Raw genomic sequence first — 17,538 nt, 5'->3', positions numbered from 1 at the left:
CCGTTCCACGCGCAGAAAAAAAGGAGGACGACCGCTGTGGCCGTCCTCCCGTTTTGCGTCAGCAGGGATGGTTTACGGCAGCACCAGCTGAAAATCGGGACGGAAGCTGTCCAGCAGGGAGAGCAGTTCCTTCACCGGTGCGGCGTTCTGGAGCAGGCCCTGCTGCACGGCCTGTTCAGGCGTCAGGCGGCCTTCGAACAGGGCCATCATCTGAAGGCGGGTGCAGGTGAGTAGGGGGGCACGACGGTCACGATCCGCCCTGTGCGCCGTGAGCACGCTGTTGGCCAGATGCAGTTCCCAGCCTTCCTGCGTGTCTGTCAGGCGGATGAGCAGATCCAGCGTCTTGCCCTGGGCCCGGATTCCATCCAGACGCACGCCCAGATAGTCGAAGTACAGGGCCGCGGGCATGGCCCTGGCCTGCGTGTTGACGGGGCTGGCGGCATTGGCGGACACGGCGGGCGGCAGGCCCCGCAGGTCGCGGGCGCCGCTCAGGTAAAAGTTGCGCCAGGGGGCGCTCTCGGCCTGATAGCCCAGCTGTTCCAGGGCATCGGCGGCCAGCTCGCGGGCGGCCTTGTTGTCCGGCTCGGCAAAGATCACGTGGTCGAGCACCTGGGCCACCCAGCGGTACTGACCGGCCTCAAAGTCCTTGCGGGCCCGCTTCAGGACGGCATCGGCACCGCCCATGTATTCCACATATTTGCGGGCGGCCTCCACCGGGGCCAGCATGTGCAGGTGCGCGGGATTGCCGTCGAACCAGCCCAGATAATAGTTGTACACGGCCTTGGCATTGTGGTTGAGGCTGCCGTAATAGCCGAGCAGGCTGAAGACCCGCTGCAGTTCGGGAGGCAGACGCAGGGTCTCCGCGATCTCCAGCATGGTCTGGCCTTTATTGGCCAGATGCAGGGTCTGGTCATTGATGTAGCGGTACAGGTCCCGCATCAGGCCCAGCTCGGTACGCACCCGTTCCGCTCCCCAGACGGGCCAGTGGTGCATGCCGTACAGGACCTCCGCCTCGCCGCCCCAGCGCTGCAGGCTCTCGTCCAGAGCACGGCTCCAGCACAGGGGATCGCGCGCCTTGGCCCCGCGCAGGGTGTAGAGGTTGTGCATGGTGTGGGTGCAGTTCTCGGCGGCGGTCAGGGCCTTGAGCTTAGGGATGTACCAGTGCATCTCCGCCGGGGCCTCGGTGTTGGGTGCCAACTGGAAGATGAAGGTCAGGCCGTCCAGCTGCAGGGTCTCGCCATCCTTTTCGATGAGGTGGGTGGGCTCCAGCAGGCCCGACGTGCCGCGGGAGGTGGCCAGCCCCAGCCCGGCGCCCACATGCCCGCGCGGCGAGGGCGGCAGCAGGGAGCCGTACATGTACTGGGCCCGGCGGCTCATGGCATTGCCGGCCAGCACGTTCTCGGCCACGGCCGCTTCCATGAAGCCCCCGGGCGCGATGATCCGCACCTTGCCGGCGGCCACGTCCTTTTCATCTACCACGCCGTGCACGCCGCCGTAATGGTCCACATGGCTGTGGGAATAGATGACGGCCACCACCGGCTTGTGCGGCCGGTGGGCGTAATAGAGCTTGAGGGCCGCCGCGGCGTTCTCGGCGGAGATAAGCGGATCGACCACGATGATGCCGCTGTCGCCCTCGATGATGGTCATGTTGGAAAGGTCGGCATTGCGGATCTGGTAGAGGCGGTCCACGACCTTGTAGAGGCCGTCGCGCAGCACCAGCTGGCTTTGCCGCCACAGGGAAGGATTGACCGTATCCGGCGCCTGGGTGGGCATGATGACCGACGGCGGAAAGTCGCGGCTCATGGCCGGGGCCAGAAAATCATAGGGGGCCAGGTTCCAGGTCTCGCGGCCGTTGGCGTCGAGGATGCGGCCCCTATCCGGCAGGGGAGCCAGAAAGCCGCGCTGGGCATCCTGAAAATCCTGCCGGTCGGCAAAGTCCACTTCTTTGCTCATGGCCGCGTGGGCGGCGCGTGTGTGCTCCGTGGCCGGTTTGCTCATGTCCGCGGCATCTGGGGCAGGAGCCGCCCAGGCAACGCCGGGGCCGCAGGACAGCAGGGCGGCGCACAGGGCCGAAGTCAGCAAGGTACGCATGGGTTCCCTCCATCGGGGTATGCTCGGGAAAAGGCCGGCCACAGGAAGGCGGACCTTTGGAGAGATCCCGGAACGGGACGGGTCCCGCTGCCGGATCTTTTGCCAGTATCGCGTCCGTCCCGGTCGAAGGCAAGCGGATTCCGGGCCAGGGCATGCGGCCGGGACAGGCCGGGAACGGATAAAAAAAGGCCGGAGAGGCTCCGGCCTTTGGGCATGCTTTGGGGGCGGGGCCACCCGCCGCAGGATCACATGCTGTGCTCGAAGTAGCGGGCCACTTCCGCGGGATCGGGACGACCGTCGGGGCCGTACTGGCTGAGGATGAGCATGAGCTTGAGGCGGGCCTTGGCGGCGCTCAGTTCTCCGGCCATGATGACGCCCATCTTGTGCTGTTGCAGCATGCCGCCCTCGTAGCCGTATTCGTCCAGCACGCGGCCGCCCGTACGGGTGGCGTTGACCACGATGATCCCTTTTTCCAGGGCGCGCGCGATACCGGGGATCACATAGGGCGGCACGTTGCCGCGGCCGAAGCTTTCCACCACGATGCCGTCCACACCGCGCGAGACGGCAAAGTCCAGATAGGCGGCATCGGAACCGGTGACCAGCTTGATGAGGTCGACCTTCTTGCACAGGCTGTGGGGCAAAAAGGTCTGGCGGCCCAGCTGGGCCCTGCGGAAGATGACCCTGTCGCCGTCCACCACACCCAGGGGGCCCCACCAGGGGGACTGGAAGGTGGCCACGTTGGCGGCGTGGGTCTTGGTGACTTCGCGGGCGGCGTGGATCTGCTCGTTCATGACCACAAGGCTGCCCATGTTGCGGGCCGAGCGTGAGGCCGCCACGCGCACGGCCGCCAGAATGTTGCGCGGCCCGTCGGGGCTGAGCTCGTCACCGGAGCGCATGGCTGCCGTGAAACAGACAGGCTTGTGGCCTTCCAGGGAAAGATCGAGGAAATAGGCGCTTTCTTCCAGACTGTCCGTGCCGTGGGTGATGACGCCGCCGCTGACGTCGTCCATGGCCAGATACTGCCGGACCATGGCCGCCAGGCGGAACATGTGGTCAGGGGTGATGGCCGGGCTCGGCAGGTTGTCGAACTCGCGTACTTCCAGATCGCAGACGCTGCCCAGGCCGGGGATGGCCCGGACAAGGTCCGCACCGCTGACAGCGGGCACGGCCGCACCGGTCACGCTGTCATGCTGCATGGCGATGGTGCCGCCGGTAGTGATGATGACGACTTTTGACATGGGTGGTTCCGTATGTCTTGCATAAAAAAAGGGAAAAACAGCCGGCGTGCCGCCCCGGACGGCGGCAACGGGAGACTTGTACCCGACTTGCGAAGATTGCTCAAGGATATGGCGGGGAAAGGATATTTTTGTCCGGTAGCGGCTTTTGGGGTGTTTCCTTCCTTTACGCTGCATCTGTCCCGTGCTATTGGAACTCATTTACATGGTTTCACCGCCGATTCCGCATTTTTTCAGTCCTTCTTTCGGGTAGCATCATGAACATGCATGAAAAGATCCTGGATAACCTGCAGGAGCTGGTCTACATCGCCGACATGGAGACCTACGAGCTGTTCTACTACAACAGGGCCCTGGCAGAAGAATTCCATATCCCCCAGAGATTGCATGGCAAATGTTACGAGATCCTGCAGGGACGGCGGTATCCCTGTCCTTTTTGTACCAACGGCAAGCTTTCCCAGGACGGCTGCTATGTATGGAAGTTCTACAACCAGCTTGTCGGACGCCATTTTTTGCTGAGCGACAGCATTTGCGAGTTCAACGGCAGGCAGGTCAGAACGGAGATCGCCTCGGACATCACGGAGCATGTGCTCCTGCAGGAACAGCTGGACAAGAATCTTTCCCTGCAGAACTTCATCAACCACTGCGCCCGCAAGCTGTACCGGCAGGATGCCGACCTGCCTTTCCTGATCGACGACGTGCTGGCCGCCATCGGCGAATATTTGCAGGCGGACAGGGCCTATATCTTTGAGGTCTCTGACGATGTCGTCCGCAATACCTTTGAATGGTGTCGTGAGGGCGTCGTGCCGCAAAAGGAATTCCTGGCCAATGTCCCTGTGGGGGGCATTGCCCGCTGGATGCCCAACTTCTACGCCCACCAGCCCATCCTGATCACGGATCTGGAAAGCCTGCGTGTGAGCAGCCCGGAAGAATACGCCGTGCTCAAACGCCAGGACATCCACTCCCTGCTGGTGTTCCCGCTCTGGAACGGCAAGAGCCTGCGCGGTTTCGTGGGCGTGGACAACCTGGATCCCGAGCGTATCGATTCTTCCCGGGTGCTGCTGTCGTCCATGAAGTTTTTCCTCAGCTCCTCCCTGTGGCGGCGGGATTCGCTGAACGAGCTGCATTTCCTCAGCTACCACGACCAGCTGACCGGGGTGTTCAACCGCAATGCTTTCCAGCGCGACGTGCAGAAGCGGGATGCCGACATCGGCGTCATCTTCTTGGACATCAACGGCCTCAAGGACATCAATGACGGCGACGGCTACAGCGGCGGGGACGCCGTCCTGGCGGCGGTGAGCCGTTCGGTCCATGAGCTCCTGCCGGATACGGCCGTATACCGCATGGGCGGTGACGAATTTGTCCTGCTGTGGCAGGGAGGGGACGAATGGGAGTTCCGCAGGGATGTGGAGCGGGTGCGTTCCCTGTTTGCCGGGACGCTGGGCTTTACCGCCTCTGTAGGCTGCGCCTGGGTGCGCCGCGAAGACGATATAGGCGAAGGCCTGATCGCCGCCGATGCCCGGATGTTTGCCGCCAAGCGGGATTTTTACCGTTCGTCGCCCCAGAGCGGTCGTTACCGGAGCGGGCTGGACGACGTCCTCGACCTGGCCCGGCCCGGCCGTCTGGAAGAGCTGCTGGCCTCGGACAGCTTTACCCTGTATTGCCAGCCCCAGTTCCGGGTGGCGGATGGTGCGGTGGTCGGCGGCGAGATCCTGCTGCGCCTGATAAGCGAGGGCAAGGTCATCCCGCCCACGCAATTCATCCCCCTGCTGGAATCCCTGTACGCCATGCTGCAGGTGGACCTGCATGTGTTCGGCAAGGTCTGCGCCTGCCTGAAACGCTGGCGGGACGAGGGGCGGCCGCTGGTGCCCATGGCCGTGAATTTTTCCCGTACGACGCTGGCCTTTCCTGAAGTGGCCGACAGGCTGGAGGAGATCAGGCAAAAGTTCGACATCCCCGCCGAACTGTTGCAGGTGGAGATCACGGAAACGGCCAGTACGGAGGATTACCGTACGTTCCAGAAGGTCGTGGACAGCATCCGGGCCAAAGGCTTCCGGGTGGCCATCGACGATTTTGGTGTGGCCTATGCCAATCTCATGACCCTGGCGCGTCTGGGCTTCGATGAGCTCAAGCTGGACAAGAGCCTGATGGATGACCTGTGCGGCAGCGACAAACGCCAGCGCCTGCTGCGTCTGGTCATCGAGGCTGCGGAGGATATGGGCATCCGTACCGTTGCCGAGGGCGTGGAGACCGAGGAACAGCTGGCTGTCCTGCGCAAACTGGGCTGTCCCAGGGCCCAGGGCTATCTGCTCAGCCGGCCGCTCCCGGTGGAACAGTTCGCCGCCCTGCTGTCCTGACAGGGAGCGCAAAAAAGCCGCCCGCAAAGGGCGGCTTTTTTATGGTCTTCAGCCAGTTGAACGCCCGGGGCGCGCAACGGCAAAACATCCTCGCGGCGGGGGCGCTGTTGCGGGGATGACGGCAGCTGCATCTGCCGGGCCGTCGTCCCGTATTACGGCTGGGCGGTGGTTCCTCACAGCCCCAGACGCTTGTAAATGGCCTTCATGTCCACATTCTGGCGCACCACGTCGGCCAGGCGGTCCAGCGAGGCTTCCAGGTCGCAGCGCACCAGCTGGCGGCCCTGCGGCTCCAGGCCCACGTCCTGCCGCACATGGTCGAGCCAGGCACGGCGGAAGGCGTCGTCATCGAACAGACCGTGCAGATAAGTGGCCCAGCGACGGCCGCTCACATAGCCGCAGATGCGTTCTTCCGGAGCGCCTTGGCCCTCGCGCACGAAAAGGGGCAGGGCCGACGGACCGTGGCTGGTATGGCCGTGATGGATCTCGTAACCGCCGGTCATGACCGGCAGCGGCGTGGCGGCCCGGCGCACGCTGGCCAGCGTCTTGTCCGCAGCAAAGGTGGATTCCAGATCCATGAGCCCGAGGCCGGGCACGGAAGGCGCGGCGGATTCCAGCCCCAGCGGATCGAGGATGGCGCGCCCCAGCATCTGGAGCCCGCCGCAGATGCCCAGCAGCCAGCCGTCCCGGGCGGCATGGCGGCAGATGAGCTCGGCCAGACCGTCGGCCCGCAGCACGGCCAGGTCGGCGGCTACGCTCTTGGTACCGGGCAGGATGACCACATGAGGCTGCCCCCAGTCTTCGGCCCGGCGCACGGCCCGCAGGCGCACGTCCGGTTCGGCGGCCAGAGGCGTCATATCGGTGAAGTTGGACACATGCCGGGGCATGACCACGGCGATGTCGAGGATGCCGGGCGGGGGCGGTGTGATGTCCGCCGCCTGCGACCAGGGGAAGCCCGCCATGTCTTCATCCGGGATATTGATGTCGCGCAGCCAGGGGATGACGCCCAGCACCGGGATGCCGGTGGCCTGCCGCACATAGGCATGGGCCGGTTCCAGAAAGGAAGCGTCGCCCCGGAACTTGTTGACGAGCCAGCCCGCCAGCAGGGAGCGCTCCTGCTGTTCCAGGGTCATCCAGGTGCCCAGCAGCGAGGCATAGACCCCGCCGCGGTCGATGTCGCCCACCAGCAGCACCGAGGCCTGCGCGTGGGCGGCCATGCGCATGTTGACGATGTCGTGCTGCTTGAGGTTCACCTCGCCTGGGCTGCCTGCCCCTTCCAGGACCATGACCTCGTGCCGGTCGGCCAGCGTGTCGTAGGCGTCGCGCACGGTCTGCCAGAGCCCGGCCTTGTAGCGGAAATATTCGCGGGCCTGCATGTGCCCCACGGGTTTGCCCAGGACGATGACCTGTGACCCGGTCTCCGAATGCGGTTTGAGCAGCACGGGATTCATGAGGGCCTCGGGATCGATGCGGGCCGCCTGGGCCTGGACGATCTGGGCGCGCCCCATCTCTTCGCCAAGGGCGGTCACCCCGGAGTTGAGGGACATGTTCTGGGCCTTGAACGGAGCCACGTCATAGCCGTCCTGACGCAGGATGCGGCAGAAGGCGGCGGCCAGGATGCTTTTGCCCGCATCGGAGGACGTGCCCTGCAGCATGAGGGCGGGACGCCGGGAGCGCGGGCGCGGCGGCACGGGCACGGACGGGTGCAGGATGCCGCGCAGGGCGTCGGCCAGCCGCTGATGGTCTTCTTCCAGCCGCACGGCGGCACGGAACCAGCTGCCGTCTTCCATGCCGCGATAATTGGAGCAGTCGCGCACGGCGATGCCGTATTCCCGCAGCAGGCGGGCATACAGGTCCGCCGGGGCCTGTTCACAGCGGAACAGCACATAGTTGGCCAGCGAGGGGAAGACCGTGATGCCGGGTACGTCGCGCAGGCAGGCGCACAGATGTTCGCGGCGGCGGCGGTTCTCGTCCCGTGTCCGGTCGGCAAAGTCCGACGTATCCGCCAGTACGGCCTGTGCGGCGGCCAGGGCAAAGGCATTGACGCTCCAGGCGGGCAGCTGTCTGCGCCATCGCCGTGCCCGTTCCGCCCGTGTGACCATATAGCCCAGGCGCACGCCGGGCACGGCATGGAACTTGGTCAGGGAGCGCAGCAGCACGGCATTGTCCGGCAGCTGCGTGATGAGGGAAGAGACGTCGTCGGGGCCCGCATAGGCGGCAAAGGCTTCGTCGATGATCCAGAGCAGGTCGGGGCGGGCCTCCAGCAGACGGCGGCAGGAAGTGGGCGGCAGGAAAGATCCGGAAGGGTTGCCCGGATTGGCCAGCCAGACGGCTGCCCGGGCCGGGACGTCCGCCAGCAGGGAGAGCAGCTGCCGGAGCATGTCCTCGTCGCTGTCCCCGTCGCGGCGCACGCCGCAGTCCGGATGGCGTACCTTCAGCCCGGCCAGTCCGCAGGCTAGGGCGTATTCGCTGAAGGCCGGTTCGATCACGGCCGCGCAGGGAGTGCCGTCTTCCTTGAGGACACGGGCCAGCAGGTGGATGAGCTCGTTGGTGCCGTTACCGAACACGAAGCAGTCCGCAGGCAGGCCGTAGACGCGGGCGGCGGCCTTCATGGCCTCTTCCGCATGGGGGGAAGGATAGGCCGAGATATGGTCCAGGGCGCGACAAAGCGCCAGACGCAGGAATTCCGGCGCGCCTTCGGGACGGACGTTGACGCTGAAATCCAGCAGGCTGTCAGGGGCGCGCCCGGCTAGTGCAGCCATGCGCAGCCGGTCGCCGCCGTGTGCCTCAGGCTTCATGGGAGTCCTCCTCAAGGGTCGGTGACGGCATGGCCTTGCCGTGAAGGGCAAGGGCGGAAAGGATGCGGGCCGCGCAGTGCTCGGGACTGGTGCAACTGGTATCGATACGCAGCTCGCCGGGCAGGGGCGCGTGGATGTCCCGCGCCTGCCGGGCGGCATGGGGCCAATCCGGCGTGCGGTCGGTACGGCCCTTTTCCCGGCGTTCCAGTTCGCCCAGTTCGCAGCAGACCTGCACGGGCAGGACGGGGATACCCCGCAGGCGCCGCCACAGGTCGGCTATCCAGTCCGGGCGCTCACCCAGCACATGATCCACGATGACCCATGCCCCGGCGTGCGCGGCTTCGGCCGTGGCCGCGTGCAGGATGGCGGTCAGGGGCAGGCCCGTGGCGGCCATGCCCTGCAGCAGGGCCCCCGGACGGCCGGGACAGGCCCGCAGCAGATCGTCCATGGACAGGATGATGCTGTGGCGGCCGTGGTCGGCCAGCAGCTTTTCCTGCAGGGCGCGGGCCAGGGTGCTCTTGCCCGCACTGGAGGGGCCGTTGAGCAGGATCACCTGCCCGCCAGGACTGTGGGGGGCAGGAGCGGCAGGGGCCGTCTCCATGTCCATATTCCCGCCAGCGGCGGCATCGGCCAGACCGCCCCAGTAAAGATGCACATAGCCCGCCCACACATTGCCGTGATGCACGCCTTCGGGGCGGGTACCCGTACGGTCCGTGACGTCATAGAGGGGCGCATAAGGCCGGTGCAGCTCGATGTGCGACCAGTGGAACTCGTGGCCCCGGCAGGTCTCCAGAGGCAGGCCCAGGGGCGCGCCCCCCGTGAAGCGGACATCGCGGTAACCCAGCGAGCGCAGGCCCTGGCCCATGCGGGCCGTGGCCTCCAGCACGCCGCACATGGGCCAGACGCGGCGCTCTCCATCCAGACCGTGCCCCTCGGCGGCGGCTTCCAGTCCGGCACACAGATACATGTAGCCGCCGCACTCGGCGTAGATCTCGCCGCCCGCGGCGGCGAAGTCCCTGATGGCGCTACGCATGGCCGTATTGGCGGACAGTTGGGCGGCGAAGGCTTCCGGGTAGCCGCCGCCCAGATACAGGGCGTCCGACTGCGGCGGCAGGGCCGTATCCCGCAGGGGCGAGAAGGGGACGATCTCCCAGCCGCGGGCGCGCAGGGCCTCCTCATTGGCGCGGTAATAAAAGCAAAACGCCTCGTCCCGGGCCACAGCCAGCCGCCGCTGCCGCTGTCCGGGGGCGGGCAGGGGCGGCTCCAGCGGCCGGGGCTGGCGCGTCAGAGCCAGCAGGCGGTCCAGATCCACATGATTTTCCGCCAGTTCCGCCAGACGGTCCGTCCACACCGTATCGCAGTCGCTTTCAGCCGCGGGCAGCAGGCCCAGCTGCCGTTCGGGGATGCGGCAGGCCTCGTGGCGGGGCAGGGCGCCCAGCAGGGGCGGCAGCCCGGCCTTTTCCAGCGCCTGACGCAGAATATCCGCATGGCGCGGGCTGCCGGCATTGTTGGCGATGACGCCCGCCAGCCGAACGCCATGACGTGCCGCCTGTTGCTGGAAACCTTCCACCAGCGCCGTCAGCGAGGCGGCCATGCCCCGCACGTTGACCACCAGCAGCACGGGCAGGTGCAACACACGGGCACAATCCAGCGTGCTGCCGGAAAGGTCGTCCGGGGAGCGGCCGTCCAGCAGGCCCATGACACCCTCGCAGACAGCGGCGTCGGCTCCCTGCACGGCGGCCCGCCACTGGGCGCGCACACCGGCCTCGCCCATCATCCAGGTATCCAGATTGCAGGCCGGGCGACCGGTAGCCAGCGCATGGAAGGTGGGGTCGATGTAATCCGGCCCGCATTTGCAGCCCTGCACGGCAAGGCCCCGGCGGACAAGGGCCCGCATCAGGGCCACGGCCACGGCGGTCTTGCCCTCGCCGGAGCGGGGAGCGGCCAGACAAAAGGCGTGGAAGTCCCGCATCAGCGACCGTCCGCGGCGGACGCGGGGGCGTCCTTGTCCAGATATTTTTCCGCATAGCCGCGGGCTTCGAACAGCGCGCCCCGATCCGTGACCGTGCGTGCGCTGCCGATGAGCACCAGCGTGGACATATCCACGTCATCGGCGGGCAGGTCGGCCAGACGACCGATCCAGCGCGTCTCTTCCGGGCGACCGGCATGACGCACGAAGGCGCAGAGGATGTCACCGCCGCGGGCCTCGCGGAAGATGTCCAGGGCCTCGGCCAGCAGCCGGCGGCGCTTGCGCCCGGCAGGATTGTACAGGGTCACGGGCAGGGCCGACTGCGCCACGGCCCGCAGGTTGCGGCGCACTTCGTCAGCGGGCACCAGCAGGTCGGAAAGGCTGACCAGCGAAAAACCGTTCTGCAGGGGGGCCCCCAGCGCCGCGGCGGCCGTGCTGGCAGCCGTGATGCCGGGCAGCACCCGGATGGGCAGGTCGCGGAAGGCCTGTTCGCGGGCGCGCAGCTCGAACAGCAGCCCGGCCATGGCCAAAATGCCCGGGTCACCGGAGCAGACCATGCAGACCGTGGCCCCGGCAGCGGCAGCGGCCAGGGCGTCGCGGCAGCGTTCCACCTCGCCCTTCATGCCGGTCTCGATGAGGCGCTTGCCGTGGATGCGGTCGCGGATGAAATCCACATATTTGCTGTACCCGGCCACAGTATCGCAGCGGCGCAGGGCCGCATCCACTTCGGGCGTGAGCTGGGCAGGGTCGCCGGAGCCCAGGCCCACCACCAGCACCTCGCCGTGCGGGGACGAGGGGGCCGCGGATGCCGTGGCAGCTGCCGGGAAGACCGCAGCAGGCGTGTCGTTTTCTTTCTTCGCTTCAGTCGGGCCGGTGATGCCCAGCCCGCCGGTGATGCGGGCCACGCGCCGGGTCAGACGGTCACCGGCATGATTCGGGCCGTCCAGCAGGCAGACGGCATGGCGGCCGCTCTCGGCGCAGCAGATGACGGCAGCGTCCCCGGTGGCGGCAGGCAGCAGGGGCAGGGCCTGACGGGGCGTGCCCAGGATGATGTGGGCATCGAAGCGGGGCAGGGCATCAGCCAGAGCAGCGGCCATGTCGGCCACGGGCTGCGGGGCGGGCTGCTGGTCATCGGCCGGGCAGGCGGCGAAGATCACGGGAGCGGGGGCGTCGCCCTGCGCCAGTGCGGCGGCCAGCGTACGCGCCTGGGCCAGTCCCGCCGGGCTGGCGGCATAGAGGGCGCAGGTGCCGAGGAAGGCCTCGTCGGGCAGGCTGTTGCGGTAGCCGTGGGAAAAAGAGCCGTCGTACAGGCGCGAGACCGCCGTGGAAGCAGCCAGGGCACGGCCCACCAAAATAAGGGACTGCCGCCGGAAGCCAGCTTCTTCCACCTTGCGGGCCAGATCGGCCAACGTGCCGCGCACGACCTGCTCGTCAGGCCAGGAGGCGCGGTAGACGGCCGCGGCGGGCGTATCCGGCGCAAGACCGCCCGCATCCTGCAGTTCCGCCATCAGATCGGCCACTTTGCCCGTACTGAGGAAAAAGGCCAGCGTGGCCCCCGTGCGGGCAAAAGCGGCGGCCTGCTCGCCAGCAGGCATGGGCGTGCGGCCGGGCGTACGGGTCAGGACGACGCTCTGGGCCGTTTCCGGGCCGGTCAGTTCGCAGCCCAGGGCCGCGGCGGCGGCGAACACGCTGCTCACGCCGGGGGTGATGCGCACGGTGATGCCCCGTTGGGCCAGCCCCCGGATCTGTTCGTCGATGGCGCCGTAAAGGGCGGGATCACCGGTGTGCAGGCGCACCACGCGCTTGCCCGCCAGCGCGGCCTCGCTCATGACGGCCACCTGTTCCGCCAGATCCATGGAGGCACTGTCCCGGCAAAGGCAGTCCGGGCGGCAGTGGCGCAGCAGGGCAGGAGCCACCAGCGAACCGGCATAGACCACCAGATCGGCTTGCTGCAGGGCCCGCAGGCCGCGCACGGTGATGAGGTCTTCCGCACCGGGACCGGCGCCGACGATTTCCACAAAGGGCATGTTCATGGGCAAACTCACAGGGGGAGGTAAGGGGCTCCGGCCGCAGGGCGGTCAGGGCCTGTCGATGAAATAGCGCAGGCCGATGTCCGGGGCCTGTCCGTCAGAAGAAGTGTCTTCCGGGCTGTCGGTCGTGCCGTCGTCCGGGGACGGCAGAGGGGCCGCCACCGTGCCGGGAGCGTGCCGCAGGCTTTCCTTGAACAGGAAGGTGCCGTCAAAGTCGAAGACCAGCAGATGCAGGGACGGCACGCCGGGAGCCCGGCGGGAAAAGTGTTCCAGGGCCGCCCGGGCCAGTCCGTGCAGCACGGGCAGGCGTCCGGCTTCGGGGATGGAGAGCAGGGCCTCGCGCACGGACGCGCTGTGGCGCAGGGCCTCGTGCAGGGCGGTCTCTCCGGGCAGACAGGCCTGCACCTGACGACGCAGCAGGGCCATGTCCTGTTCTACCTGATGGGCGTGGGTGTTGGCGAAGCCGGCGGCATACTTGCAGAGCTTGCCCGCCATGCAGGCCACGACGACCTCCTGCATCCGGTGACGGGCGGCGATGCCCAGACTGTCGGCGATGAAATCCCCGATGCAGACGAAAGCGCTTTCCGGCCAGTGGGGCAGCTGGCGGCGGGCTCCCGCCTGGGTGCGGCCGCCGGTACAGAAGACCATCTCGCGGCCGCCGCTGCGTTGCCGGGCCCGTACGCACAGGCGCACGGTCTCCACATAGGCGGCGTGGCTGTAAGGCCGCACCAGACCCGTGCTGCCCAGGATGGAGATGCCGCCTTCCACGCCCAGCCGGGGATTGAGGGTATGGCGGGCCAGCTCAGCGCCGTTCTCCACGCCAAGTTCCAGCAGCCAGCAGCCGTCGGTCATGCCCGCGCGGGCCAGGTTCTCGGCCAGCAGGCGACGCGGACCGCCGGTGACGGCCCATTTGCCGGGCGGGCAGTCCAGGCCCTGCCGGGTGCAGCGGCCGATACCTTCCACGGCACGCAAGATGAGCACCGCTGCGCCTGCGTCGAGGCGATGGTCCTCCGGCCGGGCATCATCGGGCGCGCAGGCGGAAAGGCGGGCAAAGAGCACCGCACCATGCGTGCAGTCGGGGTCGTCGCCGCCGTCCTTGACCATCTCGGCCATGCGGCCCGGAGCGGGCGGCCGCATGGGCAGGAGGCGCTCCTTGCCGTCGCCGAACAGCACGGGCACCACGGCCGGTGGCGTGCCCGTCCGCAGGGACTGCCAGCAGGCCACGGCCAGCGCGGCCGCGCAGGCGCCGGTGGAATAGCCCCAGCGCAGGGACGTGTGGTCTTTGCGGCCCATGGCGGTCTAGGCGCTCTCCATGACGGCGTGCAGGGTGGTGACGGCCAGGGCGCTGCCGCCGCGACGGCCTTCCAGCACGATCTGGGGCACAGGGCAGCGGGCCAGGAGATCCTTGGATTCCACTACGTTGACGAAGCCCACGGGCATGCCCACCACCAGGGCCGGGCGGACGCCTTCTTCAAGGATATAGCGGGCGATGCGGGCCAGGGCCAAGGGTGCATTGCCGATGAGCACGATGCCGCCATCCAGCAGGGGACGGGCTTTTTCGGCGCTGCACAGGGCGCGGGTATGGCCTTCGGCGCGGGCCCGCTCCACCACATCGGGATCCGTGATGTAGCAGTGCAGGTCTTCAGGCCCGTAGCCCGGATGGAGCGTGCGCAGTTTGGGCAGGGACAGGCCGGAGCGCAGCATCTGGGAATCACAGAAGATGGGGGCCTTGCGGCGCAGGGCGGCCAGTCCGGCGGCCACCGGATCATGGCGGAAGACAAGGGTATCCGCGATGTGCATGTCCGCCGTGGTGTGGATAAGGCGGCGTGCCACGCGCCAGTGCGGGGCGGACAGGGTACGGTGCAGGTCGCATTCGGCTTCGATGCGGCGGAAGCTCTCCTGCTCGATCTCTGCGGGGCTCATGTTCCAGCGAATCGTTTCCATGGGATATCCTGCTGAACAGCAGTCAGAAAGGTCGGGAAAATCGCGACAAGAATGCAGAAAATCGGCGTGCTGTGCAAGAGGGGAAGTGGCGGGTCGGGGCGGCGCCGCCAGTCGCACAAGAGATGTTCGGGAAGGAAAGGCCTGTCTGATGGGGACAGGCAGGTGTACTGGCGCCGGCCTTTGGCAGACGGGCAAGAAGGTATACGGCAGTGTGTCGTTATTCTTATGGAAGAGGGCGGGAAAGCTCTGCGATGATGCTTCCAGATTGGTGCACCGGATGGTCAGCATGGATCGGGATGTCACACCGGGGCAGGAGCGGGATAGCGCATGTGTCGTAAAACGGCCGTGACGCCGCAGCGGGTACGGCGTCACGGGGAAAACGGATGTACTTGGCTCCTATCTACAGCGAAGCTCCAAAGCGGAACGCCTGATCCAGAACAGGCTGCCCGGCCACGGCTCCGGCTTCGAACACACCGCCGGCCAGGACCTGTCCGCGATCTTGCCAGCCAAGGAAGCCCAGGAGCGCGTGGTAGTAATCCAGCACCGGTTTCCAATTGTCAGCGCTATTGCCTTCGGCCGCCATGATGAGCGCGCACTCTTTGTGCGGATTGGCATAGCCGGGGAAGCATTCGGCCACGGCAAAAAGGCGGTCAAAAGCCGTTTTCAGCTGGCCGGAAAAGCTCCAGTAATACATGGGCGATGCCAGCACGACGATATCGGCTTCCCGGTAGGCGGGGTAGATGAGCCCCATATCGTCCTTTTGCACGCAGGGGCTTGCGGGGTCCTTACCGCCCTTCACACAGCCCAGACAGCCGTGGATATCCAGCTTGTGGAGGTCGAACCGGGTCACCTGATGGCCCGCGCTCCGGGCACCGGCGCTCAAAGCATCGCACAGCATGGCCGTATTGCCCTTGCTGCGGGGACTTCCGTTGAGAATGAGGATTTTCTTGCTCATGGTGTTCCCTCCTGTGCCGCATAGGCGGCACTGTGGTTGTACTGATGGTAGGCATGGCTCTGCGCGTATCCTGCCGGGGCAGGCCGGACCGTGCCTTTGGCGTCTGCCGTGGCTGGAGTCGCTGTCCGGGCTCGCTGGCGAGGAAGGGACGGTCATGCCTTTGTTTTCTTTCGGCGGACGGATGATCGCTGTCGTGTCCGTATGTATATTTTTGTAATAATCACTAAGAAAATGTCAATACCCTTGTCGCACCTGCTGCCTAGGGACAGCCGGCAGGAAAAGTGACAACAGGACTAAGACGGACGGACAGCGGGAGAGTGGGAAGAAGGAGCTGGTCTGGCGGGCCTATGGGAGGCGCGGCGGCAGCATGCGGACAGCGTGGGCCGCGATGGCTTTGAGCTCGGACTGGAAGAGCCCGTCCCGGGCCTGCAGGGACAGGCCTTCGAGCAGGGTGTTCAGCGCACCGGCCAGGGCCGGGACATCGGTATCCGGGGGGATTTGCTTGTCGCGTATGGCCCGGCGGAGCCTTTCGGCAAACATCTGCTTGGTGGCCAGGCGGAGCTGGCGGACGGTCTCGATGATCTCTTTCTCGTCCGCCGCGATGTTCACGGCCGCCAGGACCACCATGCAGCCGCAGGGCGTTTCCGGCGAAAGCAGGATCTGTGCGGCTTCCTGGAAAAAATCCTCGACCGCCGTATAGATGTCGGGGGCGGCCAGAAAGCGTTGGGCCGGGGCCTCCCAGTAGGTCTGCTCGTAATGGCGCAGGGCTTCCAGAAAGAGCGTGGCCTTGTTGCCGAACGTGGCGTAGAGGCTGGGGGGATTGATCTTCATGGCCTTGCACAGGGATGCCACAGAGGCCGGGGCGTAGCCCTGCTGCCAAAAGACCTCCAGCGCACGGTGCAGGGCCAGGCCCCGATCGAAGGCACGCGGGCGGCCTTTGCCGCGCGCTGCGGCATCAGAGGTACGGTTCGTCGGCATGGGCATTCCTTTGCTTGGTTGTCTGGGATGATGTGTAGGCCAGGGGGCAAAAAAATTCAAATGCTCTTTGCGGACAAGGCAAGTGCGGGGAGAGTTTTTTGTAGTTTTTGCTAAATAAATACCCCGCAAAATCGTTCATGACAGATGGATGCCCCTGCGGACTCACGGAGCACACCACTCTACGGCAGCAGACATTCCCGCATTTCGGGCTGCTGCTGGCGGCAGCGCAGAAGGTTGGCGCGCACCGCCTGCTCCGAACGGTTGGCGTAGCAATAGACGCAGAAGTGCGGGCAGCTGTCATAGGCGCCGATGTCCTTGCTGGGGATGCAGCCGCAGGCCGTGCGCTGGCCCGTATCCTTGGACGCGCTGGCGGCCGTCTCCATGCCGGGCAGGAGGAAAAGCTGCCGGCGGGGTGCCAGCTCGGCCTGCACCAGCGCATCCTGCGGGCACAGGCTGCGGATGAGGACATCGTCGATACATTTGTTTTTATGGATGCCCAGGGCACTCAGGTCGATGCCTTCGGCGCAGGTGGCCAGCTCCAGTCGGTGCGGCCAACCGGCGTTGAGGGCCGCGATGCCCCGGGCCAGCTCCCGCATCTCGTCCACCGTGGGCGCGCGGTAGGCCGGATCGAGCCTGTGCAGGGCAGCGGCGGTCTTGCGGTACATGTCCACGAAGCTGAAGACGAGCTTTTCCGTATAGGGGGAAAGCTCCCGCCCCAGCCGGTCGATACGTTCCAGCAGGACATCCGTACTCAGGCGGCCGCCCACGATGAGGGGATCGCAACGCCAGATGACCCGCTGCGGGCCGATGGTGTCCGCCAGCCGCTTGAACGTCTCCAGACGGCGGCACAGGGAGGGCAGGCCGGGCTCCAGCCCCTCGGCCTCGTAGGCATTGAGGGTGTACTGGAAGTAGAATTGCCGGCCTGTGGCCGCGATCTCCGCCAGATGCGGCAGGAAGGGCGCGGGATGCTTGCTCCAGAAGACGAAAACACGCGTGCGGGCAAAGGAGATGAAGCTCTCCTGACGGCTATTGAAGGGATTGCGCCGACGGCAAAAGCCCGCCTGCAGCCGGGCCATGAACCACTCCCCATGGAAGGCGGGGATGTCCGTGGCCCGGCTGGCGGAGATGACGAGAGGGGAGTATGTCCTTATATCAGGAAATATATTATTCAAATTGATAATTTATGG

General features: G+C 66.4%; 11 protein-coding genes. 1 reads left to right on the top strand and 10 read right to left on the bottom strand.

Going from position 1 to position 17,538, the window contains the following annotated elements; all coding sequences use genetic code 11:
* Positions 1-72 precede the first annotated feature (72 nt).
* The gene (locus ACQRAG_RS11020) at positions 73-2,091 is read right to left on the bottom strand and encodes an alkyl/aryl-sulfatase (RefSeq protein WP_427805325.1); all 2,019 of its coding nucleotides are present in this window, start codon (positions 2,089-2,091) and stop codon (positions 73-75) included.
* Between the two features lie 245 nt (positions 2,092-2,336).
* Positions 2,337-3,329 carry an asparaginase gene (locus tag ACQRAG_RS11015; protein WP_297138763.1) on the bottom strand — a complete coding sequence of 331 codons (993 nt, stop codon included), beginning with the start codon at positions 3,327-3,329 and terminating at the stop codon, positions 2,337-2,339.
* A 254-nt stretch (positions 3,330-3,583) separates the two neighbouring features.
* On the opposite strand from ACQRAG_RS11015, the gene ACQRAG_RS11010 reads away from it, so the two are divergent.
* Positions 3,584-5,680: a bifunctional diguanylate cyclase/phosphodiesterase gene (locus ACQRAG_RS11010; protein WP_427805324.1), complete on the top strand. Its 2,097-nt coding sequence runs from the start codon at positions 3,584-3,586 to the stop codon at positions 5,678-5,680.
* A 173-nt stretch (positions 5,681-5,853) separates the two neighbouring features.
* On the opposite strand, the gene ACQRAG_RS11005 is transcribed toward ACQRAG_RS11010, so the two are convergent.
* The 8 genes from ACQRAG_RS11005 to ACQRAG_RS10970 all read right to left on the bottom strand — a co-directional run bounded on the left by ACQRAG_RS11005 (position 5,854) and on the right by ACQRAG_RS10970 (position 17,523).
* Positions 5,854-8,475 (bottom strand): cobyric acid synthase, encoded by a 2,622-nt coding sequence (locus ACQRAG_RS11005; RefSeq protein WP_427805323.1) that lies wholly within the window; start codon positions 8,473-8,475, stop codon positions 5,854-5,856.
* Entirely contained in the window at positions 8,465-10,447 is a 1,983-nt protein-coding gene (locus ACQRAG_RS11000; protein WP_427804113.1) for a cobyrinate a,c-diamide synthase, read from the bottom strand. The genes ACQRAG_RS11005 and ACQRAG_RS11000 overlap by 11 nt, the downstream gene beginning before the upstream one ends.
* The gene (gene cobM, locus ACQRAG_RS10995; protein ID WP_427804112.1) at positions 10,447-12,477 is read right to left on the bottom strand and encodes a precorrin-4 C(11)-methyltransferase; all 2,031 of its coding nucleotides are present in this window, start codon (positions 12,475-12,477) and stop codon (positions 10,447-10,449) included. Before cobM ends, ACQRAG_RS11000 begins: the two co-directional genes overlap by 1 nt.
* Before the next feature lie 45 nt (positions 12,478-12,522).
* Complete coding sequence (gene cbiD, locus ACQRAG_RS10990) at positions 12,523-13,767, bottom strand: cobalt-precorrin-5B (C(1))-methyltransferase CbiD (RefSeq protein ID WP_427804111.1); 1,245 nt, start codon at positions 13,765-13,767, stop codon at positions 12,523-12,525.
* Between the two features lie 6 nt (positions 13,768-13,773).
* Positions 13,774-14,418, bottom strand: coding sequence for a precorrin-8X methylmutase (locus tag ACQRAG_RS10985; protein ID WP_168934568.1), 645 nt, complete (start codon positions 14,416-14,418; stop codon positions 13,774-13,776).
* A 400-nt stretch (positions 14,419-14,818) separates the two neighbouring features.
* Positions 14,819-15,373: a flavodoxin family protein gene (locus ACQRAG_RS10980; protein ID WP_303955979.1), complete on the bottom strand. Its 555-nt coding sequence runs from the start codon at positions 15,371-15,373 to the stop codon at positions 14,819-14,821.
* Between the two features lie 345 nt (positions 15,374-15,718).
* Positions 15,719-16,351 carry a TetR/AcrR family transcriptional regulator gene (locus ACQRAG_RS10975; RefSeq protein ID WP_304039935.1) on the bottom strand — a complete coding sequence of 211 codons (633 nt, stop codon included), beginning with the start codon at positions 16,349-16,351 and terminating at the stop codon, positions 15,719-15,721.
* A gap of 179 nt (positions 16,352-16,530) precedes the next feature.
* Complete coding sequence (locus ACQRAG_RS10970; RefSeq protein ID WP_427804110.1) at positions 16,531-17,523, bottom strand: DUF1848 domain-containing protein; 993 nt, start codon at positions 17,521-17,523, stop codon at positions 16,531-16,533.
* Positions 17,524-17,538: the final 15 nt, after the last annotated feature.

The organism is Desulfovibrio sp. SGI.230 (assembly GCF_050313065.1).
Lineage (GTDB): Bacteria > Desulfobacterota > Desulfovibrionia > Desulfovibrionales > Desulfovibrionaceae > Desulfovibrio.
Note: the sequence above shows the minus strand (reverse complement) of the source record. Positions and strands in the feature narration are given on the sequence as shown.